This window comes from Streptomyces sp. NPDC058674, assembly GCF_042716505.1.
Classification (GTDB): domain Bacteria; phylum Actinomycetota; class Actinomycetes; order Streptomycetales; family Streptomycetaceae; genus Streptomyces.
Genome location: NZ_JBHXSC010000027.1, coordinates 49,061 through 70,928, shown reverse-complemented (window position 1 = coordinate 70,928; position 21,868 = coordinate 49,061). Strand labels below are relative to the sequence as shown.

The 21,868-nt window shown below is 71.7% G+C and carries 20 protein-coding genes; 4 read left to right on the top strand and 16 right to left on the bottom strand.

What is annotated here, in order from left to right; genetic code table 11:
- Positions 1–6 precede the first annotated feature (6 nt).
- Positions 7–447, bottom strand: a complete 441-nt coding sequence (locus tag ACFWU6_RS16685; RefSeq protein WP_383805025.1) for a DUF948 domain-containing protein — start codon at positions 445–447, stop codon at positions 7–9.
- A 147-nt stretch (positions 448–594) separates the two neighbouring features.
- Here ACFWU6_RS16685 and ACFWU6_RS16680 point away from each other — a divergent pair, with 147 nt between their 5' ends.
- Positions 595–2,778: an ATP-binding protein gene (locus ACFWU6_RS16680; protein ID WP_383981663.1), complete on the top strand. Its 2,184-nt coding sequence runs from the start codon at positions 595–597 to the stop codon at positions 2,776–2,778.
- Positions 2,779–2,855: 77 nt separating this feature from the next.
- Here ACFWU6_RS16680 and rpsD read toward each other — a convergent pair whose 3' ends face one another.
- The gene (gene rpsD, locus ACFWU6_RS16675) at positions 2,856–3,467 is read right to left on the bottom strand and encodes a 30S ribosomal protein S4 (RefSeq protein ID WP_008740451.1); all 612 of its coding nucleotides are present in this window, start codon (positions 3,465–3,467) and stop codon (positions 2,856–2,858) included.
- 55 nt (positions 3,468–3,522) lie between these two features.
- Between rpsD and ACFWU6_RS16670 the strand changes: the two genes are divergently transcribed.
- Positions 3,523–4,431, top strand: coding sequence for a DUF2470 domain-containing protein (locus tag ACFWU6_RS16670; protein WP_383805024.1), 909 nt, complete (start codon positions 3,523–3,525; stop codon positions 4,429–4,431).
- A gap of 48 nt (positions 4,432–4,479) precedes the next feature.
- Here ACFWU6_RS16670 and ACFWU6_RS16665 read toward each other — a convergent pair whose 3' ends face one another.
- From ACFWU6_RS16665 to ACFWU6_RS16650, 4 genes are all read right to left on the bottom strand, one after another.
- On the bottom strand, positions 4,480–5,835 hold the full coding sequence (locus ACFWU6_RS16665; RefSeq protein WP_383981661.1) for a replication-associated recombination protein A: 1,356 nt from the start codon (positions 5,833–5,835) through the stop codon (positions 4,480–4,482).
- Positions 5,836–5,875: 40 nt separating this feature from the next.
- On the bottom strand, positions 5,876–6,493 hold the full coding sequence (locus tag ACFWU6_RS16660; RefSeq protein WP_383805020.1) for a vitamin K epoxide reductase family protein: 618 nt from the start codon (positions 6,491–6,493) through the stop codon (positions 5,876–5,878).
- Between the two features lie 184 nt (positions 6,494–6,677).
- The gene (gene hisS / locus ACFWU6_RS16655) at positions 6,678–7,940 is read right to left on the bottom strand and encodes a histidine--tRNA ligase (protein ID WP_383805019.1); all 1,263 of its coding nucleotides are present in this window, start codon (positions 7,938–7,940) and stop codon (positions 6,678–6,680) included.
- Between the two features lie 10 nt (positions 7,941–7,950).
- Positions 7,951–8,664: an MBL fold metallo-hydrolase gene (locus tag ACFWU6_RS16650; protein ID WP_383805017.1), complete on the bottom strand. Its 714-nt coding sequence runs from the start codon at positions 8,662–8,664 to the stop codon at positions 7,951–7,953.
- Between the two features lie 155 nt (positions 8,665–8,819).
- Between ACFWU6_RS16650 and ACFWU6_RS16645 the strand changes: the two genes are divergently transcribed.
- Positions 8,820–9,602: a peptidylprolyl isomerase gene (locus ACFWU6_RS16645; RefSeq protein WP_383805015.1), complete on the top strand. Its 783-nt coding sequence runs from the start codon at positions 8,820–8,822 to the stop codon at positions 9,600–9,602.
- A gap of 192 nt (positions 9,603–9,794) precedes the next feature.
- A complete protein-coding gene (locus tag ACFWU6_RS16640; protein ID WP_383805014.1) occupies positions 9,795–11,024 on the top strand; it encodes a DUF349 domain-containing protein in 1,230 nt (409 codons plus the stop codon).
- A gap of 96 nt (positions 11,025–11,120) precedes the next feature.
- On the opposite strand, the gene ACFWU6_RS16635 is transcribed toward ACFWU6_RS16640, so the two are convergent.
- The 10 genes from ACFWU6_RS16635 to pdxT form a co-directional block, all read right to left on the bottom strand.
- Complete coding sequence (locus ACFWU6_RS16635) at positions 11,121–13,544, bottom strand: RelA/SpoT family protein (RefSeq protein ID WP_383805012.1); 2,424 nt, start codon at positions 13,542–13,544, stop codon at positions 11,121–11,123.
- A gap of 193 nt (positions 13,545–13,737) precedes the next feature.
- Positions 13,738–14,292, bottom strand: coding sequence for an adenine phosphoribosyltransferase (locus tag ACFWU6_RS16630; RefSeq protein ID WP_383981659.1), 555 nt, complete (start codon positions 14,290–14,292; stop codon positions 13,738–13,740).
- Positions 14,289–15,341 (bottom strand): protein translocase subunit SecF, encoded by a 1,053-nt coding sequence (secF, locus tag ACFWU6_RS16625; RefSeq protein WP_383805008.1) that lies wholly within the window; start codon positions 15,339–15,341, stop codon positions 14,289–14,291. The genes ACFWU6_RS16630 and secF overlap by 4 nt, the downstream gene beginning before the upstream one ends.
- 3 nt (positions 15,342–15,344) lie before the next feature.
- On the bottom strand, positions 15,345–17,132 hold the full coding sequence (gene secD, locus ACFWU6_RS16620) for a protein translocase subunit SecD (RefSeq protein WP_383805006.1): 1,788 nt from the start codon (positions 17,130–17,132) through the stop codon (positions 15,345–15,347).
- A 155-nt stretch (positions 17,133–17,287) separates the two neighbouring features.
- A complete protein-coding gene (gene yajC, locus ACFWU6_RS16615) occupies positions 17,288–17,773 on the bottom strand; it encodes a preprotein translocase subunit YajC (protein ID WP_383805004.1) in 486 nt (161 codons plus the stop codon).
- Between the two features lie 165 nt (positions 17,774–17,938).
- Positions 17,939–19,012 carry a Holliday junction branch migration DNA helicase RuvB gene (gene ruvB / locus ACFWU6_RS16610; RefSeq protein WP_383805002.1) on the bottom strand — a complete coding sequence of 358 codons (1,074 nt, stop codon included), beginning with the start codon at positions 19,010–19,012 and terminating at the stop codon, positions 17,939–17,941.
- Positions 19,013–19,166: 154 nt separating this feature from the next.
- The gene (ruvA, locus tag ACFWU6_RS16605; protein WP_383981657.1) at positions 19,167–19,799 is read right to left on the bottom strand and encodes a Holliday junction branch migration protein RuvA; all 633 of its coding nucleotides are present in this window, start codon (positions 19,797–19,799) and stop codon (positions 19,167–19,169) included.
- Entirely contained in the window at positions 19,796–20,326 is a 531-nt protein-coding gene (gene ruvC, locus ACFWU6_RS16600) for a crossover junction endodeoxyribonuclease RuvC (RefSeq protein ID WP_383804998.1), read from the bottom strand. The genes ruvA and ruvC overlap by 4 nt, the downstream gene beginning before the upstream one ends.
- Before the next feature lie 139 nt (positions 20,327–20,465).
- Positions 20,466–21,218 carry a YebC/PmpR family DNA-binding transcriptional regulator gene (locus ACFWU6_RS16595; RefSeq protein WP_328297664.1) on the bottom strand — a complete coding sequence of 251 codons (753 nt, stop codon included), beginning with the start codon at positions 21,216–21,218 and terminating at the stop codon, positions 20,466–20,468.
- A gap of 56 nt (positions 21,219–21,274) precedes the next feature.
- Positions 21,275–21,868: a pyridoxal 5'-phosphate synthase glutaminase subunit PdxT gene (gene pdxT / locus ACFWU6_RS16590; protein WP_383804996.1), complete on the bottom strand. Its 594-nt coding sequence runs from the start codon at positions 21,866–21,868 to the stop codon at positions 21,275–21,277.

Below are 21,868 nucleotides of genomic sequence, written 5' to 3'. Positions count from 1 at the left end.
GAGGTCTCAGCCCTTCTGCTTCCGGCGCCGGGTCGTCGGCACCGTACGGCCGACGATCACGGTACGCCGGGATGTCTTCTGCGGTGCGCCGTTCGGCGTCGCGTCCGCCTTGCCCAGGGCCTTGCGGACGCCGTAGCCGAACGCGGCGACCTTGACCAGCGGTCCGCCGAAGGCGGAGGCCACGGTGGAGGACAGCGCGGAGGCGTTGGAGGTCACCTCCTGGACGTCGCTCGCGATGGCGTCGACCCGGTCGAGCTGGGTGCGCGCGGAGCGGACCGTCGTCGAGGCGTCCGCCAGCAGCGGGACGGCCTGGTCGGTCACCTCGGCCACGAGTCTGCCGGTCGCCTTGAGCACCTGCGCCAGCCTCACCAATACCACGGCGAGGAAGGAGACCAGGATCGCCCAGAAGACGGCCACGAGGATTCCGGCCACCTCTCCACCGGACACGTCACACCGCTCTCTGTCTGTACCTGAACTGCTGGAGGATTCGCCCTACGACCCTATCGCGCCGGAGATCCCCGCCCCTACCGGAATACGGGGAGCCTTCGGAGCGCCTTGTACGCGGCGCACGCGGACCAGTACTCTCCGTGTCCCATGCGACACAGACCCCTGCGAAACAGGACCCGGGGCAATCTTCCCTCGGAGCTGGGCCGGTTCGTCGGGCGGGGCGTCGAACTCGCCGGGCTGGGGCGGCTGCTGGAGTCCTCCCGGCTGGTGACCGTGACCGGCGTGGGCGGGGTCGGCAAGTCCCGGCTGGTGCTGGAGGCGGCCCGGGCGGCCGCCGAGGGGCGGCAGGAACGCTACTGCGACGGGGTGTGGCTGATCGAGCTCGACTCCGTTCGGGACCCGGCGCTGCTGGAGCTCACCCTGGCCGAGGCCCTCGGGCTGACCGACCACACCACCCGGCCGCCCCGCGCCGTCCTGGCCGGGCACCTGGCCGAGCGGCGGCTGCTGCTGGTCCTGGACGGCTTCGAACAGCTGGTGGAGGAGACCGCCGCGCTGGTGCGGGAGCTGTTGCGCCGCTCCCCCGGCCTGCGGGTGCTCGCGGCGGGCCGGCGCCCGCTGGACCTGGACGGGGAGCAGGCCCTCCCGTTGGCCCCGCCGGCGCCGGAGGAGGCCCTCGCCCTGCTGGTGCAGCGTTTGCGGGCGGCCGATCCGGCCTTCGAGGTGACCGGGGCGAACCGGGCGGTGCTGGTGGAGCTGTGCGCCCGCCTCGACGGAATCCCGCTCGCCCTGGAACTGGCGGCGGCCCGGCTGCGGATCCTGTCGCCGGAGCAGGTGCTGGCCCGGCTGGAGGACCGCTTCGCCCTGCTGACGGGCGGTGTGCGCGGTGCGCCGCCCCGCCACCGGGCGCTGCGTACGGCCATCGGCTGGAGCCACGAGCTGTGCACTCCCGCGGAGCGCCTGCTGTGGGCCCGACTGTCGGTGTTCGCCGGGCAGTTCGACCTCGACGCCGCCGAGTACGTGTGCGCCGGGCCGGACCTGCCGGTCGAGGGGGTGCTGGACCTGGTCGCGGAGCTCCTGGCGCAGTCCCTGCTGGTCCGGGAGGAGACGCCCGCCGGAGTGCGCTACCGGATGCTGGAGACCGTACGGGCCTACGGGGCGGGCTGGCTGGAGTCGCTGGGGGACGCCGGGCGGCTGCGGCGGCGGCACCGGGACTGGTACGTGGGCCTGGCGACCTGGTGCGAGCTGGACTGGTTCAGTCCGCGCCAGGCGGAGGTGGCCGCGCTGGTGGAGGTGGAGCTGCCCAATCTGCGGCTCGCGCTGGAGTGCTGCCTGGCCGAGCCCGAGGACGCCCACCTGGGCCAGTACTTGGCGGGCACGCTGTGGTTCTACTGGGCGGGCTGCGGGCGGCTGACCGAAGGGCGGCACTGGCTGGACCGCTCCCTGGAGCCGGCGGCGGGCCCGGCGGAGACGGGGTACGAGACCTCGCGGTTGAAGGCGCTGTGGGTGCTCGGGTACGTCGCGGCCCTCCAGGGGGACTCGGTGCCCTCGATGAGCGCCCTGTACGAGTGCCGGGACGCCGCGGCCCGGACGGGCGACCCGGTCGCGGCGGCCTACGCGGTGCACCGGCTGGGCTGCCTGGCGCTGGTCTCGGACGACATGGCACGGGCCGGGGAGCTGCTGGGGTCGGCGCTGGAGGGGTACCGCAGGGCCGGGGAGCTGAACAGCAACGTTTTGATGTGCCAGGTGGAGCTGGCGATGTCGCTGGCCTTCCGGGGGGACCTGGCGGGCGCCGCGAGGCTGTGCGGCGAGGTGCGGGAGATCTGCGAGGAGCGCGGGGAGCGGTGGACGAAGGCGTACGCCCTGTACGTCCTGGCGTACGCGGCCCTGGACGCGGGGGCCCCCGCCGAGGCGCGGCGGCTGCTGGCCGAGTGCGTGGCGATCAACCACGCCTTCCACGACCTGGTGGGGCTGGTGCTCGCGCTGGAGCTGCTGGCCCTGGTGACGGTCTCGGAGGGCGATCCGGCCGAGGCGGCGGTGCTCCAGGGTGCGGCGGAGCCGATGTGGGAGGGGGTGGGGCTGCGGCTGTTCGGCTCGGGGTACTTCAACGCGCCCCGGCTGATGTGCCGGGAGCGGGCGGGGGAGCTGCTGGGCTTCGACCGCTACGCGGAGTGCGAGGAGCAGGGCCGGGGGCTGACCCGGGAGGCCCTGGTGGTGCGGGCGCTGCGCGGGCCGGCGGAGCGGGGCTCGGGGGTCCCCTCCCCACGGCCGGGGGGCCGGGGCGGTCTGCGGGGCCCGCGGACGGCGCGGCGCGCGGCGGCCGACCAGCCGTAGCGGGCCGAGACGGCGGGAAGCCCGCCGCCCCCGAGGGGACGACGGGCTTCCACCAGCCTGTGAGGGCTACGCCTGCATCAGCGGGCGTAGTACTCGACGACGAGCTGCTCGTCGCAGATGACCGGGATTTCCTTGCGGTTCGGGTCGCGGTCCAGGCGGAAGGCCAGGGCCTTCAGGTTGACCTGCAGGTAGCGCGGGGTCTCGCCCTCGCCTGCGTAGCCACCCTCACGGGCAACCTGGAACGGGACCTTCTCGCGGCTGCGCTCGCGCACCGTGATGACGTCGTCCGGACGGACGCGGAACGACGGCTTGTCGACCTTGTCGCCGTTGACCTCGATGTGGCCGTGAACGACCATCTGGCGGGCCTGGTAGATGGTGCGGGCGATGCCCGAACGCAGGACCAGGGCGTCGAGGCGACGCTCGAGCTCGACGACCAGCGCCTCGCCCGTCTTGCCTTCGGCCTTCTTGGCGCGGTCGTACGCGCGGGCCATCTGACGCTCAGAGATGTCGTACTGAGCGCGCAGACGCTGCTTCTCCAGCAGACGAACCTTGTAGTCCGAGTTCTGCTTGCGGCCACGGCCGTGCTCGCCCGGCGGGTAGGGGCGGGCCTCGAAGTACTTGACGGCCTTCGGGGTCAGCGCAATGCCGAGGGCACGCGACTTCTTGACCTTGGGTCGCTTCTGGTTCACGTGGAACCTACCTCCATGTAAGTTAGGTGAGGCTTACCTTAGCGAGGAGGACGTAATGTCTCGACCACATGGGATCCCCCTGCCCAGTGCGCATCGAAGTTCAGATCCAAACGAAACAGGATCTGCTTTCGACGACGGTAGGCAAGGTCAGCCGCGTCCCAGGGAAGGCGTTCGGCAGCTCACCGGAGCCGAACGCGTACGAACCCTCGTAGAGTCCAACGCCTCAGTATCCCTCACCCTGCCGGGTGCTCGTGACAGTCACGAGCGGGAGGAGTTCGGGACAGGGGTGCCGGCCGCGCGGACCGTCACCCCGGACGGGGACGTGATTCTCCTGGTTTCCGGGGAATCCGCGGCTGCCAGGGCAGCCGCTCACGCCCAGGACGACGACCTCACCGCCGTGATCGAGATCACGGACGTGGCGCCGGTGTCCGTGCCCCATCGTATCCGAGGCCGCGCCTGGCTCGCCGGGTGGCTGACCGCGGTCCGCGGGGAGGAGCGCGCGGCGTGCGCGGCGCTGCTCGCGGAGCGCAGTCCGGTGGGCGAGCTGCTCGGGACGTCCGAGTCCCTGGACGCCCCGTACAGCGGGCGCCCGGCGTGGATGCTGCTGCGCCTGGAGGTCGGCGAGATCTCGGTGGACGACCTGTGGGGCGCCGAGCACGTGGACCCCGAGGACCTCGCGCGGGCCGAGCCGGACCCGATGACGGCGCACGAGACCGAGCTGCTCCAGCACCTGCACGCGGCGCACGGCGAGCGCCTCGGCGACCTGGGCGGCCTGCTGGGCCCCCGCGGGGCGGACGGCGTCACCGCGGTCCCCCTCGCCCTGGACCGCCTCGGGCTGCGCGTGCGCTTCACCGGCGGCGCCGCGGGCTCCTTCGACGCCCGCTTCGACTTCCCGGAGCCGGTGGCGGACGTCTGCGGCCTGCGCAGGGCGATGCACACCCTGTTCTCGGCGGCCTCGCGCTAGGCCCGAGGGCCCCCTCCGTCCGAGGGGTCCGGGGACGCCGCGGGTCGGTCAGGCGCCGTCGCCGCGGAGCCGCTCCCGGACCTTCTCCACCACGTCGGCGTACCGCGCCTCGGCTCCGTAGCGCGTCGGCTCGTAGTAGCGCTTGCCGTGGATCTCGTCGGGGGCGTACTGCTGGGCGGCGATGGCCCCCGGCACGTCGTGCGGGTACACGTACCCCTGCGCGTGCCCCAGCTTGGCGGCCCCCTTGTAGTGTCCGTCGCGCAGGTGCGCCGGGACGGAGCCCGCCAGCCCGGCCCGTACGTCGGCCAGGGCCGCGCCGATCGCCGTCGTCGCGGTGTTCGACTTCGGGGCCAGCGCCAGCGCGATGGTGGCGTGGGACAGGGTCAGCGCGGCCTCCGGGAAGCCGATCATCGCCACTGCCTGGGCCGCGGCCACCGCGATCGGCAGGGCCGCCGGGTCCGCGAGGCCGATGTCCTCGCTCGCCGAGATCATCAGGCGCCGGGCGATGAACCGCGGGTCCTCCCCCGCGTCGATCATCCGCGCCAGGTAGTGCAGGGCCGCGTCCACGTCGGAGCCCCGGATCGACTTGATCAGGGCGCTCGCCACGTCGTAGTGCTGGTCGCCGTCCCGGTCGTACCGCACCGCCGCCCGGTCGACCGCCTCCTCGACCGTTTCGAGGGTGATCTCCTCTTCGCCCTTGGCGATGGCCGAGCCCGCGCCCGCCTCCAGCGCCGTCAGGGCGCGCCGGGCGTCCCCGCCGGCGATCCGCAGCAGGTGGGCCTCGGCGTCGGCGGGCAGGGTGACCGCCCCGCCGAGGCCGCGCTCCTCGGTCAGCGCCCGGCGCATCAGGGCGCTCAGGTCCTCGTCGGTGAGCGGTTCCAGCGTCAGCAGCAGGGAGCGCGACAGCAGCGGGGAGATGATCGAGAAGTACGGGTTCTCCGTGGTGGCCGCGATCAGCGTCACCCAGCGGTTCTCCACCGCCGGGAGCAGCGAGTCCTGCTGCGCCTTGCTGAACCGGTGGATCTCGTCGAGGAAGAGGACGGTCTCCTTGCCGTAGCCGCCGGCCGCCCGCCGGGCGCCCTCGATGACCGCCCGCACCTCCTTGACACCCGCCGTGATCGCCGACAGCTCCACGAACCGCTTCTGGGTGGCCTGGCTGACCACGTACGCGAGGGTGGTCTTGCCGGTGCCGGGCGGACCCCAGAGGATCACCGACGAGGCCCCGGCCGGCCCGCCCGCGCCCTCGCCGACCAGCCGTCGCAGCGGCGACCCCGGCTTCAGCAGGTGCTGCTGGCCGACGACCTCGTCCAGGGTGCGCGGGCGCATCCGGACGGCGAGCGGAGAGCTCGACGGGTCCTTCTCCTGGCGTTCCTCGGCTGCGGCGGTGAAGAGATCTGGTTCCACACGGGAAGCCTATGCGAGGCCACCGACAGGGCGGCCCGGCTCAGGAGGTCCAGAAGTCCCACCAGCGCGTCAGGATCAGCATGCCGATGATCCCGACGTGCAGGACGGGCAGCACCCAGGTGAACTCGTCGAAGAAGCTCCGGATCGGGCCCGGCGCGGGCAGCAGCCCCGCACGGACGTTGTGCGAGGTCACGTACCAGAACATGACGATCGTGGCGACCCATGCCAGGCAGCACCACAGGCAGAGCGAGTTGATGGTGTACAGGGACTGGTACGTCAGCCAGGCGCAGAAGACGACGCCGAAGAGGGTGCCCGCGTTGAGGGTGAGCCAGTACCAGCGGGAGAACCGGGCCCCGGCCAGCAGGCTCATGCCGACGCAGACCACGACGCCGTAGGCGACCAGTCCGAGCATCGGGTTCGGGAAGCCGAAGACGGCCGCCTGCTCGCTCTTCATGATGTTGCCGCAGGAGACGATCGGGTTCAGGCTGCAGCCCGGCGTGAAGTTCGGGTCCTCCAGCAGCTTGAACTTGTCGATCGTGATCACCCAGGCGGCCAGCAGCCCCGCGGCCCCGGTGATCACCAGCAGCAGGGCCAGCGCCCGGCTGCCGCCGACCGTGGTCCCCGGAGCGGTGTCCGCGTCCGTGTCTCGTGTCGTCATACCGCCCGCTCCGCATCTGCAAGGTCAACAAGCACCGGCCATTGTGCCGTACGGGTCGCTCCGCCCACCGTTCGACGGACATAAGCCGGGAGCACGGCGGCGGGCCCGGGGGAGGTCCCGTACGGGCACTCCCCCGGGCCCGGCCGGGACGTTCCCCCGGGCCCGGCCGCCCGGCGGTGCCCCGTCAGGCCAGGCGGGCCCGGACCGTGGCGACGAGCTCAGCGAGCGGGACGGTGCCCTGCTCGCCGGACTCCATGTCCTTGAGCTGGACGAGACCCTCGGCGAGGTCCCGCTCACCGGCGACCACGGCGAACCGCGCACCCGAGCGGTTCGCGTCCTTCATCGCACCCTTGAGGCCCTTGCCCCCGTAGGAGAAGTCGGCCGCGACGCCCGCCCTGCGGAGCTCGGTGACCTTGCCGAACAGCACCCGCCGGGCCTCCTCGCCCAGGGCCACCGCGAAGACCGAGGTCGCCGCCGGGAGGTCGAGCGCGACACCCTCCGCCTCCAGCGCGAGCACCGTGCGGTCCACGCCCAGCGCCCAGCCCACGGACGGCAGCGCCGGCCCGCCGATCATCTCGGACAGCCCGTCGTAGCGGCCGCCGCCGCCCACCGCGGACTGGGAGCCCAGGCCGTCGTGGACGAACTCGAAGGTGGTCCGGGTGTAGTAGTCCAGCCCGCGCACCAGCTTCTCGTCGTCCTCGAAGACGACGCCGGCCGCCGTCACGAGCGCCCGCACCTCCTCGTGGTACGCCTTGCACGCGTCGCACAGGTAGTCGCGCAGCATCGGCGCGCCGACCAGCTGCTTCTGCACGGACTCCCGCTTGTCGTCGAGGACGCGCAGCGGGTTGATCTCGGCACGGCGGACGGTGTCCTCGTCCAGGTCCAGCCCGCCCAGGAACGACTGCAGCGCCTCCCGGTACACGGGACGGCACTCCTTGTCCCCGAGCGAGTTGAGCAGGATCCGGAAATTGCGCAGGCCCAGCGTGCGGTAGGCCTGGTCGGCCAGGATGATCAGCTCGGCGTCGAGCGCCGGGTCCTCGGCGCCGATCGCCTCGGCGCCGACCTGCGAGAAGTGGCGGTAGCGGCCCTTCTGCGCCCGCTCGTAGCGGTAGTACGAGCCGGAGTACCAGAGCTTGACGGGCAGCAGGCCGGCCTTGTGCAGGTTTCCCTGGAGCGCGGCACGCAGCACGGAGGCGGTGCCCTCGGGGCGCAGGGCGAGCTCGTCGCCGCCCTTCGTGGTGAGGGTGTACATCTCCTTGCTCACGATGTCGGTGGACTCCCCGACGCCGCGGGAGAACAGCTCGACGTTCTCGAAGCCGGGGGTCTCGACGTACCCGTAGCCCGAGTTCCTCAGCGGCGCGGCGATGGCCTCGCGCACCGCGAGGAAGGTCGCGGACCGGGGCGGCAGCAGGTCGTACGTGCCCTTGGGGGCCTGAAAAGTACTCACGAAGCTCTCGTCACATTCCTCGTCGTGGAGCGGCCGTCGGGTCCGCTGCCAGGCCGGCCGCGACCTCCCGCAGGTACGGGTTGGTCGCGCGCTCCCGGCCGATGGTGGTCTGGGGGCCGTGGCCGGACAGCACCACGGTCGAGTCGTCGAGCGGAAGGCACACGCGGCCCAGCGACCGGAGGATCTCGGCGTGGGAGCCGCCGGGCAGGTCGGTGCGTCCGATGGAGCCGGCGAAGAGCAGGTCGCCCGAGAAGAACACCGGCGGGATGTCGGCGAGCTCGGGCATCCTGAACGTCACCGACCCCTTGGTATGGCCCGGCGCGTGCGCGACCGAGAAGTCCATCCCGGCCAGTTTCAGGGCGGCGCCGTCGGTCAGCTCGCGGACGTCGTCCGGCTCGCCCACGGTCAGCTCGCCCATGAGCGGCATCCCGATGGAGCGGCCGAGGGCCTTCTCCGGGTCGCTCATCATGTACCGGTCCTCGGGGTGGATCCAGGCCGGTACGTCGTGTGCTCCGCACACCGGGACCACCGAGGCCACATGATCGATGTGGCCGTGCGTCAGCACGACCGCGACGGGCTTGAGCCGATGCTTCCTCAGCGTCTCCTCGACACCCTCGGAGGCCTGGTGGCCCGGGTCGATGATGACGCACTCCTCGCCGGCGGCGGGGGCGACCACGTAGCAGTTGGTCCCCCAGGCCCCGGCGGGGAACCCGGCAATCAGCACGTTCGTCCCTCAATCGTCGTTTGGTGGGAGGCTGTGGATCGTCAATGTTGCTGCTCAGAGCCTACCGGCGCCGCTCATTACACAGCGAACCCATATACGGTACGGCCTAACCCAGCCCGGACAGTGGTACCAGAGACGCACAAGGAGACGACCCGGTGGTCACGAGCGATCAGCGGCGGCGACAGCTCGCCAGGGAGAAGTACGAGCGCCAGCAGAAGCGGCGGGCCGAGGCGCGGCAGAAGTCCCGCCGGCGCGCGGCCGTGATCGGCGCGGCGGTGGCCGTGGTGGTCGCGACGCTGGTCGGCCTGGTCGTGGGCGGTGTCTTCGACTCGGACAAGAAGGACGAGGCCGCCGACCCGGCCGTCACTCCCTCGTCCTCGCCGACGCCCCAGCAGTCCCCCTCGCCCGAGATGGCGATCGACGCGAAGGCGAAGTACACCTTCGCCCTGAAGACGAGCGCGGGTGACGTCACCTTCGCGATGGACGCGGCGAAGACCCCGCAGACGGTGAACTCCTTCAAGTCGCTCGCCGACAAGGGCTACTTCGACAACACCAAGTGCCACCGGCTGACGACGGGCGGGATCTTCGTGCTCCAGTGCGGCGACCCCCAGGGCACCGGCATGGGCGGCCCGGGCTACACCATCCCGGACGAGAACCTCGACTCCCTCGGCAAGGCCAACGAGCAGGGCCAGGTCGTCTACCCGGCGGGCACGGTGGCGATGGCCAATACCGGCCAGCCCGGCTCGGGCGGCAGCCAGTTCTTCCTCGTCTACAAGGACAGCCCGCTGGCGCCGTCGTACACGCCCTTCGGCACGATCGACGCGGCCGGCCTGAAGGTCCTGGAGGGCGTCGCCAAGGCCGGTACGGCCGACGGCGGCCAGGACGGCGCCCCCAAGACCGAGGTGAAGATCGAGAAGGGCACCGTCACCCGGAACTGACGGGAGCCCGCGACCGTCGGACCGGCCGTCCCCTCCCGTCCGCACGACGAGATTCCGTCGTGCGGGATGCGGACAGCCGACCCGGCGGTCGCCTATGTTGGCGTTGTGCAGGGCGGGCGCTGCCCGCCCCAGGAAACTGTGGACGATGCCCAGGGGGCGAACCCCTCGCAGGCATCAGGTGGAGGAGGCGCTGTGAGCAGCGACCCGTGGGGCCGAGTCGACGAGACGGGCACCGTGTACGTGCGTACTGCCGATGGCGAGAAGGTCGTCGGCTCGTGGCAGGCGGGCACCCCTGAGGAGGCCCTGGCCTATTTCGAGCGCAAGTACGAAGGCCTGGTGGTCGAGATCGGCCTCCTCGAAAAGCGGGTGCGGACCACCGACCTGTCGGCCAAGGACGCGCAGACGGCGATCGACCACCTGCGCACGCAGGTCGACGAGCACCACGCCGTGGGCGACCTCGACGCCCTGCGCGTGCGCCTCGACAAGCTGGTCGCGACCGTGGAGTCGCGGCGCGAGGAGCGCAAGGCCCAGAAGGCCAGGCAGACGGACGAGGCCCGTGCGGCCAAGGACGCGCTGGTCGTCGAGGCCGAGGAGCTGGCGCAGAGCGACCAGTGGCGCAGCGCCGGCGAGCGGCTGCGCGCCCTGGTGGACATCTGGAAGGGCCTGCCGCGCCTGGACCGCAAGTCGGACGACGAGCTGTGGCACCGCTTCTCGCACGCCCGCTCCGCGTTCTCCAAGCGCCGCAAGGCGCACTTCGCCTCGCTGGACGCGCAGCGCGAGGACGCCCGCAAGGTGAAGGAGAAGCTGGTCGCGGAGGCCGAGGCGCTGTCGAAGTCCACCGACTGGGGTCCGACGGCGGCCCGCTACCGCGAACTGATGGCGGACTGGAAGGCCGCGGGCCGTGCGCAGCGCGAGTCCGAGGACGACCTCTGGAACCGGTTCCGGGGCGCGCAGGACGTCTTCTTCGCGGCGCGCAGCGAGGTCTTCGCGGAGCGTGACGCGGAGCAGGTGGAGAACCTGAAGCTGAAGGAGGAGCTGGCCGACGAGGCCGAGAAGCTCGTCCCGGTCACCGACCTGAAGGCGGCGCGTGCCGGGTTCCGCTCCCTCAACGAGCGCTGGGAGGCCATCGGCCACGTGCCGCGGGACGCGCGGCCGAAGGTCGAGGGCCGGATGCAGGCCGTCGAGCGGGCGATCCAGGAGGCCGAGGAAGGCGAGTGGCGCCGCACCAACCCGGAGGCGCGGGCGCGTGCGGCGGGTCTGACGGGCCAGCTCCAGGCGGCCGTCGACAAGCTGCGCGGGCAGATCGACGCCGCGCGCAACGCGGGCAACAACGCCAAGGCCGACAAGCTGGCCCGGGAGTTGGAGGGCCGCCAGGCCCTGCTGGACCAGGCGCTGAAGGGCCTGGAGGAGTTCGGCGGCTGACGCGCGGGAGGTCCGCGAGGACGCACACGTGACGGTGGGCGCCACCCCGAGGGGGTGGCGCCCGCCGTCGTGTCGGAGCGGGGCGGCCCCGGCCCGTTACGGCCTGCGTGCGGACGTCACGCGGTAGACGTCGTAGACGCCCTCCACGCCGCGGACGGCCTTCAGGACGTGTCCGAGGTGCTTGGGATCGCCCATCTCGAAGGTGAACCGCGAAGTGGCCACCCGGTCCCGGGAGGTCTGCACGGCCGCCGAGAGGATGTTGACGTGCTGGTCGGACAGGACGCGCGTGACGTCCGACAGCAGCCGGGACCGGTCGAGCGCCTCGACCTGGATGGCGACCAGGAAGACCGAGGACTGGGTGGGCGCCCACTCGACCTCCAGCATCCGCTCGGGCTCCTGGGAGAGGGAGTCCACGTTGACGCAGTCCGCGCGGTGGACCGACACGCCGCTGCCGCGCGTGACGAAGCCGACGATCGGGTCCCCCGGCACCGGGGTGCAGCAGCGGGCGAGCTTGACCCACACGTCGTCGACGCCCTTGACGACGACGCCCGGGTCCGCGTTCTTGCGCCGGTTGCTGCGGCCGCGGGCGGGCGGGATGGACTCCTCGATGTCCTCGTTGGCCGCCTCCTCGCCGCCGAGGGCCTGGACCAGCTTCTGCACGACGCCCTGCGCGGCGACGTGGCCCTCGCCGATCGCCGCGTACAGCGAGGAGATGTCCGGGTAGCGCATCTCGTGCGCGAGGGTGACGAGCGAGTCCCCGGTCAGGATGCGCTGGATCGGCAGGTTCTGCTTGCGCATGGCCCGCGCGATGGCGTCCTTGCCCTGCTCGATGGCCTCGTCGCGGCGCTCCTTGGAGAACCAGCCGCGGATCTTGTTGCGGGCCCGCGGGGACTTGACGAAGCCCAGCCAGTCCCGGGACGGGCCGGCGCCCTCGGCCTTGGAGGTGAAGACCTCGACCAGGTCGCCGTTGTCGAGCGTGGACTCCAGCGGCACCAGCCGGCCGTTGACCCTGGCCCCTATGGTGCGGTGGCCGACCTCCGTGTGGACGGCGTACGCGAAGTCCACGGGGGTGGCGCCGGCGGGCAGCGCTATCACGTCGCCCTTCGGGGTGAAGACGAAGACCTCGTTGCGGGAGAGGTCGAAGCGCAGCGAGTCGAGGAACTCGCCCGGGTCCTCGGTCTCCTTCTGCCAGTCGAGCAGCTGGCGCAGCCAGGCCATGTCGTTGACGGTGTCCTGGCCGGCGCTGCCCTTCGCGGCCTGCGGGACGTCGGTGCGGACCTTCGAGGTGCCGGCGACGGTCTGCTGCTTGTACTTCCAGTGCGCGGCGATGCCGTACTCGGCGCGGCGGTGCATGTCGAAGGTGCGGATCTGCAGCTCGACGGGCTTGCCGCTGGGCCCGATGACCGTCGTGTGAAGCGACTGGTACATGTTGAACTTGGGCATCGCGATGTAGTCCTTGAACCGGCCGGGGACCGGATTCCATCGCGCGTGGACGGTGCCGAGGGCGGCGTAGCAGTCCCGGACGGTGTCCACGAGGACGCGGATGCCGACCAGGTCGTAGATCTCCGCGAAGTCGCGGCCGCGGACGATCATCTTCTGGTAGACGCTGTAGTAGTGCTTGGGCCTGCCGGTGACGGTGGCCTTGATCCGGGCGGCCCGCAGGTCGGTCTGGACCTCGTCGGTGACGACGGCGAGGTACTCGTCCCGCTTGGGCGCGCGCTCGGCCACCAGGCGGACGATCTCGTCGTACATCTTCGGGTAGAGGATCGCGAAGGCGAGGTCCTCGAGCTCCCACTTGATGGTGTTCATGCCCAGCCGGTGTGCCAGCGGGGCGTAGATCTCAAGGGTCTCGCGGGCCTTCTTCTCCTGCTTCTCGCGCTTGAGGTAGCGCATGGTGCGCATGTTGTGCAGCCGGTCGGCGAGCTTGATGACCAGGACGCGCGGGTCCTTGGCCATGGCCACGACCATCTTGCGCACGGTCTCGGCTTGGGCTGCCTCGCCGAACTTGACCCGGTCCAGCTTGGTGACGCCGTCGACGAGCAGGGCCACCGCGTCGCCGAAGTCCCGGCGCAGGTCCTCCAGGCCGTACTCGGTGTCCTCGACGGTGTCGTGCAGCAGGCCGGCCATGAGGGTGGCGGGGTCCATGCCGAGCTCGGCCAGGATGGTGGTCACCGCGAGCGGGTGCGTGATGTACGGGTCGCCGCTCTTGCGCTTCTGGCCGCGGTGCCAGCGCTCGGCGACCTGGTAGGCCTGTTCGAGCTGGCGCAGCGTCGACGTCTCGATCTTCGGGTCGTTGCCGCGGACTATGCGCAGGAGGGGTTCCAGGACCGGGTTGTACGTGGTGGAACGCTGGACGCCGAGCCGCGCGAGGCGGGCGCGGACCCGGTTGGAGGACCCGGCCGACTTCGCCGGCGCGGGCTTGACCGGCGGGGCCGGCGGGGGCGTGGCGGCGGGCGCCGCGGCCGGCTCGGCCTGCGGGTCGGGCTGCGCGGCGGAGAGTGGCTGGACCTCGTCTGGCAAGAGCGCTCCTCTGGGGGTCCCCCCGGACGGCGTCCGGGGGACGATCCGGTGCCCCGGTCAGGTCCGGATAACCCATGGTAGCGAGCGTTGCGCCGACCCGTTCCCCGAGCCCGCGGCCGGGCGCCGGGCCCGGGGACGCGAAAGCGGCGGGCACCCGGGGGAACCCGGACGCCCGCCGCTCGGCACGCGGTGGTCAGACGACGATCAGCGCGTCCAGCGGAGCCCCCGCGAGGGCGTCCGCCAGCCGCTCGCGGCCCGGGAGGAACGACAGCTCCATCAGGACCGCCACCCCGGCGACCTCGGCCCCGGCCCGCCGGATCAGCGAGAGCGAGGCACCCGCGGTACCGCCGGTGGCCAGCACGTCGTCGATGACCATGACCCGGTCACCGGCCGACAGGTCCTCCGCGTGGACCTCGATCTCCGCGGTCCCGTACTCCAGCTCGTACGCCTGCGCGAGCGTGGCGCCCGGCAGCTTTCCGGCCTTGCGGACCGGCACGAAGCCGATCCCGGCCTGCACGGCCACCGGAGCCGCCAGGATGAATCCCCGCGCCTCCAGTCCGACGATCTTCGTCGCGCCGTACTCCCGGGCCAGCTCCACCAGCGTGTCCGTCAGCGCGGCGAACGCCTTCGGGTCGGCCAGCAGCGGGGTGATGTCCTTGAACACCACCCCGGCCTTCGGGTAGTCCGGTACGTCCTTGATCCGGCTGAGCAGCAGCCCGCGCACGTCATCGGTGAGCGGCCCGGTCATCGGCGCCGGCCCGCACGGCCCTGGCCCACGACCTGCGGCCCGTCCTCGGCGCCGGGCCCGTCGTCCGCGGGGTCGTCCTTCGCCGAGCCCGCGCGCTTGGCGAGCACCCGCTTCTTCAGGGCCTTCATCGCCGGCTCGCGCTCCTTGAGGTCGACGACCAGCGGGGTCGCGATGAAGATCGAGGAGTACGCACCGGCCGCGAGGCCGACGAACAGCGACAGCGAGATGTCGTTCAGCATGCCGGCGCCCAGGAAGCCGCCGCCGATGAAGAGCAGGGCCCCGACCGGGAGCAGCGCCACGACGGTGGTGTTGATCGAGCGGACCAGGGTGCCGTTGATGCTGCGGTTGGCGATCTCGCTGTACGTGTAGCGGGTCTGCTTGGTGATGTCCTTCGAGCCCTCCTTGAGACCGTCGAAGACGACGACGGTGTCGTAGAGGGAGTAGCCGAGGATCGTCAGCAGGCCGATGACGGTACCCGGGGTGACCTCGAAGCCGACCAGCGCGTAGACGCCGACCGTGATCGTGAGGTCGTGGATCAGGGCGATCAGGGCCGCGACGGCCATCCGCCACTCGAAGGCGATGGCCAGGTAGATCACCACGAGGACCATGAAGACGGCGAGGCCGGTCCAGGCCTTGTTCGCGATCTGCTCGCCCCAGCTGGGGCCGACCAGGTCCGCGTTGATCTCGGCCTCGTTCACCTTGAAGTCGGTGGCGAGCTGCTTCTTGACGTCCGACGCCGCCTCGGGGGACAGGCTGGAGATCTGGATCCGCAGGCCGCCGGTGCCGAGCTCCTGGACGATCGCGTCGTGGCCCGAGGCCTTCTCCGCGTCCTCCGTGGCCTTGGCGACCGAGACGCCGGTCTTCGGGGTGGTGAAGACGGCACCGCCCTTGAACTCGATGCCCATGTTGAGGCCCTGGACGGCCAGGGCGACGATCGCCGTGATGGTGATCAGGATGGATACGCCGTACCAGAGAAAACGCTTGCCGACGAAGTCGTAGCCGACCTCACCGCGGTACAGCCTGGCGCCGAGAGCTCCCAGCTTCGACATCTCTCACGCCTCCTTTGCGTCGACGGGGGCGGGTGCGGCACCGGTACGACGGGCCCGGCGCAGCGGCGGCTTGGCGCCGAGCCGCTTCGGGTCCAGTCCGGACCACGGGTGGCCGCTGGAGAAGAACTTCGTGCGCGCCAGGAGCGTCATGACCGGCTTGGTGAAGAGGAACACCACGACCACGTCGAGCAGGGTGGTCAGACCGAGGGTGAAGGCGAAGCCCTGCACCTTGCCGACGGTGACGATGAAGAGCACCGCGGCCGCCAGGAACGACACGAAGTCGGAGACCAGGATGGTGCGCCGGGCACGGGGCCAGGCGCGCTCGACGGCCGGACGCAGGGTCCGGCCCTCGCGGATCTCGTCGCGGATGCGTTCGAAGTAGACGATGAACGAGTCCGCCGTGATGCCGATGGCGACGATCGCACCGCAGACGGCGGGCAGGTTCAGCGCGAACCCGATGCCCTTTCCGAGCAGCGCCATGATCGTGTAGGTGAGGACCGCGGACACCAGGAGGCTGATGATCGCGATGAACGCCAGGCCGCGGTAGTACACCAGCAGGTAGATCACCACGAGGAGCATGCCGATGGCTCCGGCGATCAGGCCGGCGCGCAGCTGCTCGCCGCCGAGGGCGGCGGTGACGGTGGTGACGCTGTCCTCGCTGAAGGAGAGCGGCAGGGCGCCGTACGAGAGCATGTTGCCCAGGTCCTGCGCGGACTGCTGGGTGAAGCCGCCGGAGATCTGGGCGTTGCCGCCCATGATCGCGGTGCTCACGGACGGGTCGGAGACGACCTCTCCGTCCAGCACGATCGCGAACTGGTTCTGCGGGGACTGCTTCGCCGAGAGCTCGCCGGTGACCTTCGCGAACGCGTCGGTGCCGCGGTCGTTGAAGTCCATCGTGACGATCCATCCACCCTGCTGCGGGTCGATGACGCCCTTGGCGCTCTTGACGTCCTTGCCCTCGACGGCGGCCGGGCCCAGGACCCACTTGCCCCAGGCGGTGCCGCGCTGGCCGCAGGCGAGCGTCGGCTCCTCGGGCTTGACGCCCTTGCCGACGGTGGCGCGCTGCGCCTCGTCGGTGCAGTCGAGCGCGGCGAACTTGGCCTGGAGGTCGGCCGCCGCGGCTTCCTCACCGGTGGGCGGGGCGGACGCGGAGGGCGACGGCGCCTTGTTGTCGTCTGCCTTCTTCGACTCGCTCGCCGAGGGCGAGGGAGTGGGGGTGGCGGCCGGGGCCTTGAGGGCCTCACTGAGCGCGCGGCCCTGGGAAGTGGCGCTGGACGACGGGGTGGCCGACGGGGACTTGTTGCCGTCCTCGGCCTTGGGAGCACCGGAGCCGCTGGCGGACGGGCTCGGGCTCTGGGTGCCCTCGGGAGCGGCGGGGGCGCCGTCCGCGAAGGCGATGACCGGGCGGAAGTAGAGCTGAGCGGTCGTACCGACCTGCTCGCGCGCCTGCTTCTCGTTCATCCCCTTGGGGATGTTGACGATGATGTGGTCTTTGCCCTGGGTCTGGACCTCGGCCTCGGACACGCCGAGACCGTTGACACGGCGCTCGATGATGCCGACCGCCGTCGCCATGTTCGTCGGGTTGACGGCGTTCTCTTTACCGGGCTCGCTCTTGGCCTTGAGCGTGATGCTCGTGCCGCCGGCGAGGTCGATGCCGAGCCGGGGAGTCGTCTGACCAGTGAGGAACATCCCCGCGGTGAGCGCCACCATCGCGATCAGGATGAGGGCCAGGGCGCGCCCCGGCCTCCCCTGAGCCCCCGTGGGCCGCCGGCCCTTCTTCGGTGCTGCCACCTTGTCGTTTCTCCCTGTCCAACCGTCCCGCGCCGGGTCAGCGCGCGGACGGCCACGAAATGTGTGGTGGGGACCCCTGCCCCCCGCAGAAGTGGGTCACTGACCGGGACCGCGACGGCCGCCGGTCAGGCGCCCCCGCGGTCCCCGGCCGCGCGCTACTTCGCGCCGGCCTCGCCGTCGGTCTTGCCGTCGCTCTTGCCGTCCTCGGGCTCGTCCCCGGGGGTGTCCTTCTTGCCCAGGTCGAGCTTGGGAGCCTCGTCCCCGCCCTTCTCGTCCTTGGTGAGGTCGGCCTTGGGGGCCTCGGTCAGCGAGGACGCGTCGTCGGGGACGACCGGCGTGTCGCTCTCGGGCACCTCGCTGACGCCGTGGACGATGCGGTTGTACTCCTCGTCGTCGAGGACGGCGCCGATGGAGTTCTTGGCGTACACGGCGTGGACGCCGGGAGCCACCTCGAGGGTGACGGTGTCTTCGCCGAGCTCCTTCACCGTGGCGTACATGCCGCCGATGGTGCGGACCCCGGTGCCGGGCGTCATTTCGTTGCGCATCGCGACCGCCGCCTGCTGCTTCTTCTTGGCGGAGCGGGTCATCAGGAACATGGCCCCGATGAGCACGATGAACGGGAGGAGTGTCACGAGATTCACGGGACGGAGATCCTTCGCACGACCGCACGCGGACGGCGGCCTTTTTACGGGGGGTGGGCATACCGACCCGAAGGGTCGGCATCGGCGGAGTCTAGGCGAGTCCGCACCGATGGAACAACGCCCAGCATGGCATCGCAGTTCCTGAGGGGGCGAACCTCCGCGCCGTCAGGCCCCGAACAAGCCCTGTTGTCCGCTTGATCCTCCCACGCCGTGCTGCGGCGGGACGAGCCCCAGGTGAGCCCATGCGGCGGGGGTCGCCACCCGCCCCCTGGGAGTGCGCGCCAGCAGGCCCTCGCGGACCAGGAAGGGCTCCGCGACCTCCTCCACGGTCTCCCGCTCCTCGCCGACGGCCACGGCGAGCGTGGACAGCCCCACGGGGCCGCCGCCGAACAGCTTGAGCAGGGCCTCCAGCACCGCCCGGTCGAGCCGGTCGAGCCCGCGCGCGTCCACCTCGTACACCTGGAGGGCGGTACCGGCCACCTCCCGGTTGATCACACCGTCGGCCCGTACCTGCGCGTAGTCGCGGACCCGGCGCAGCAGGCGGTTCGCGATGCGCGGGGTGCCGCGGGAGCGGCCGGCGATCTCGGCGGCGCCCGCGGTGTCGATCTCCACGTCGAGGAGGCGGGCGGAGCGGTGGATGACGCGCTCCAGCTCCTCGGGGTTGTAGAACTCCATGTGCCCGGTGAAGCCGAAGCGGTCGCGCAGGGGCGGGGGCAGCAGGCCGGCCCGGGTGGTGGCCCCGACGAGGGTGAAGGGGGGCAGCTCCAGCGGGATCGCGGTGGCCCCGGGGCCCTTGCCGACGATCACGTCGACGCGGAAGTCCTCCATGGCCATGTAGAGCATCTCCTCGGCGGGCCGGGACATGCGGTGGATCTCGTCGAGGAAGAGCACCTCCCCCTCCTGGAGGGAGGAGAGGATGGCGGCGAGGTCGCCGGCGTGCTGGATGGCGGGACCCGAGGTGATCCGGATGGGGGCGCCCATCTCGGCCGCGATGATCATCGACAGGGTGGTCTTGCCGAGGCCGGGCGCCCCGGACAGCAGGACGTGGTCGGCGGTGGCCCCGCGCTGGCGGGCCGCCTTGAGGACGAGGTCCAGCTGCTGGCGGACCTTCTCCTGGCCGACGAACTCGCCGAGGTCCTTGGGCCGCAGCGCGGCCTCGACGGCGGTGTCCTCGCCGTCGGCCGCGGCGGCGACGATGCGCGCCTCTTCCTCGGCGGTGGTCTCGTCGTCCCAGTTCACGGTGTCAGTCTGCCTTCTCGGTGGTGGAGCGGGTGGTCGGTCCCTGCGGGTGCGGCCCCGCGGCGCGGCCGGGCCCGCCCGGCCCCGCCCGGCCCCGTCCCGTCCCGTGCGCACGCGGGTGCGGGGGGCGGGGCAAGGGACCCCTCGGCGGTGGTCAGCGGGCCCGGTTCAGGGTCTGGAGGGCGGCCCGCAGGAGCTGCGGCACCGGGGCCGGTCCGCCGGCGGCGATGGCCTCCTCGGCCTGCGGGGTCACCGCGGAGACCGCCTCCTCCGCCTCGCGGGAGGCGTAGCCCAGCCCGATCAGCGCCGCGGCGAGCTGCTCGGTCCAGGGCGCGGGACCGGTGGCGGCCGCCCGCTGGGCACCGACGAGGCCGCCGGCCCCCAGCGGGGCGCCCAGCTTGTCCTTCAGGTCCAGCAGCAGTTTCTGGGCACCCTTCTTGCCGATGCCGGGCACCGCCGTCAGGGCCTTCTCGTCCCCGGTCGCCACGGCCCCGCGCAGCGCGTCCGGGCTGTGGACGCCGAGCATCGCCTGGGCCAGCCGCGGACCGACCCCGCTCGCGGTCTGGAGCAGCTCGAAGACCTGCCGCTCGTCGTCGTCGGCGAATCCGTACAGGGTGAGCGAGTCCTCCCGTACGACCAGGGAGGTGGCCAGCCGGGCCGGCTCGCCGGTCCGCAGCCCGGCGATCGTGTTCGGCGTGCAGTGCACGGCCATCCCCACTCCCCCGACCTCGATCACGGCGAGGGCGGGGGTGAGCGCGGCGACCGGGCCGCTGACGAAGGCGATCATCGGGTACGGCCTTTCGAGGCGTGCAGGGCGACCGCCTGCTGGAGGCGGTTCTGGGCGGGGGCCCGCCAGATGTGGCAGATGGCGAGGGCGAGGGCGTCGGCGGCGTCGGCGGGCTTCGGCGGTTCGGCGAGCCGCAGCAGGCGGGTGACCATCGCGCCGACCTGGGCCTTGTCGGCCCGCCCGCTGCCGGTGACGGCGGCCTTGACCTCGCTCGGGGTGTGCAGGGCGACGGGGATACCGCGGCGGGCGGCGCACAGCATGGCCACGGCGCTCGCCTGGGCGGTGCCCATCACGGTGCTGACGTTGTGCTGGCTGAACACCCGCTCCACGGCGACGACTTCCGGGCGGTGGGCGTCGAGCCACTCCTCGATGCCCTGCTCGATGGCGACGAGCCGGCTGCCCAGAGCGGCATCGGCGGGCGTCCGTACGACCCCCACCGCGAGCATGGCCAGGGGACGGCCGGCGACACCCTCGACGACGCCGACACCGCACCGCGTCAGCCCCGGGTCCACACCGAGTACGCGCACCCCGCCCCCTGTTCCGTTCGATCGCCCGTCCGTGTGCGTGCAGGCTATCCGGCGCCACTGACATCGCGCACAACGCGACGGCGGGCCGCCGGGGTGTGTCCCCGTCGGCCCGCCGTTCGAATGCCGCGTGGTGGAGGCGTTACGCGTCGACCTTCTCCATGACCTCGTCCGAGACGTCGAAGTTGGCGAAGACGTTCTGCACGTCGTCGCTGTCCTCCAGCGCGTCGATCAGCTTGAAGATCTTGCGCGCGCCCTCCTCGTCCAGCTCGACCTGCATGGTCGGCAGGAAGTTGGAGTCGGCCGAGTCGTAGTCGATGCCCGCCTGCTGGAGCGCGGTGCGGACCGCGACCATGTCGGTGGCCTCGCTGATGATCTCGAAGCTCTCACCGAGGTCGTTGACCTCCTCGGCGCCGGCTTCGAGCACCGTCTCCAGGACGTCGTCCTCGGACAGCTCGCCCTTGGGCAGGAGGACGACGCCCTTGCGGTTGAACAGGTACGAGACCGAGCCCGGGTCGGCCATCGAGCCGCCGTTGCGGGTCATCGCGACACGCACGTCGGACGCGGCACGGTTGCGGTTGTCGGTGAGGCACTCGATGAGCACCGCGACGCCGTTCGGGCCGTAGCCTTCGTACATGATCGTCTCGTAGTCGGCGCCGCCGGCCTCCAGGCCGCCGCCGCGCTTGACCGCGGAGTCGATGTTCTTGTTCGGAACCGAGCTCTTCTTGGCCTTCTGGATGGCGTCGAAGAGCGTCGGGTTGCCGTCGATGTCGGCGCCGCCCATCCGGGCCGCGACCTCGATGTTCTTGATCAGCTTCGCGAAGAGCTTGCCGCGCTTGGCGTCGACCACGGCCTTCTTGTGCTTCGTCGTAGCCCATTTAGAGTGGCCGGACATCTGCCTGTCTCCTTCGCGTCACCAACAGTGTTCGCTCAGATCCTACCGGGACGCCGTTACAGCCCCGCGCGCACCATGTCGACGAAGTACGCGTGCACCCGGTCGTCGCCGGTCAGCTCGGGGTGGAACGAGGTCGCCAGGACGCTGCCCTGCCGCACGGCGACCGTGTGGCCGTCGTACGTGGCGAGGACCTCGGCGGCGGCGCCGACGGACTCGACCCAGGGGGCGCGGATGAAGACGCCCTCGACCGGCCCGCCCGCTATGCCCGCGAACTCGACCTTCGCCTCGAAGGACTCGTTCTGCCGGCCGAAGGCGTTGCGGCGGACGATCATGTCGATCCCGCCCAGCGTCTCCTGGTCCTCACGGCCGTCCAGGAGCTTGTCCGCCAGCATGATCATGCCGGCGCAGGTCCCGTAGACGGGCATGCCGCCGCGGACGCGCTCGCGCAGCGGCTCCAGCATGCCGAACAGCACGGCGAGCTTCGACATGGTCGTGGACTCGCCGCCGGGGATCACCAGGGCGTCGACCTCGGCGAGCTCCTCGGGACGCCGGACCGGCCTGGCCACGGCGTCCGCCGCGGCCAGGGCGATCAGGTGCTCCCGTACGTCGCCCTGGAGGGCCAGGACACCGATCACGGGGGTGTGGGTCAT

Coding starts and splice junctions, on each gene's coding strand:
- ACFWU6_RS16680 (WP_383981663.1), top strand. CDS start 595: ATGCGACACAGACCCCTGCGAAACAGGACCCGGGGCAATCTTCCCTCG.
- ACFWU6_RS16670 (WP_383805024.1), top strand. CDS start 3,523: ATGTCTCGACCACATGGGATCCCCCTGCCCAGTGCGCATCGAAGTTCA.
- ACFWU6_RS16660 (WP_383805020.1), bottom strand. CDS start 6,493: ATGACGACACGAGACACGGACGCGGACACCGCTCCGGGGACCACGGTC.
- ACFWU6_RS16630 (WP_383981659.1), bottom strand. CDS start 14,292: ATGACCGGGCCGCTCACCGATGACGTGCGCGGGCTGCTGCTCAGCCGG.
- secF (WP_383805008.1), bottom strand. CDS start 15,341: ATGTCGAAGCTGGGAGCTCTCGGCGCCAGGCTGTACCGCGGTGAGGTC.
- ruvA (WP_383981657.1), bottom strand. CDS start 19,799: ATGATCGCCTTCGTCAGCGGCCCGGTCGCCGCGCTCACCCCCGCCCTC.
- ACFWU6_RS16595 (WP_328297664.1), bottom strand. CDS start 21,218: ATGTCCGGCCACTCTAAATGGGCTACGACGAAGCACAAGAAGGCCGTG.
- pdxT (WP_383804996.1), bottom strand. CDS start 21,868: ATGACCCACACCCCCGTGATCGGTGTCCTGGCCCTCCAGGGCGACGTA.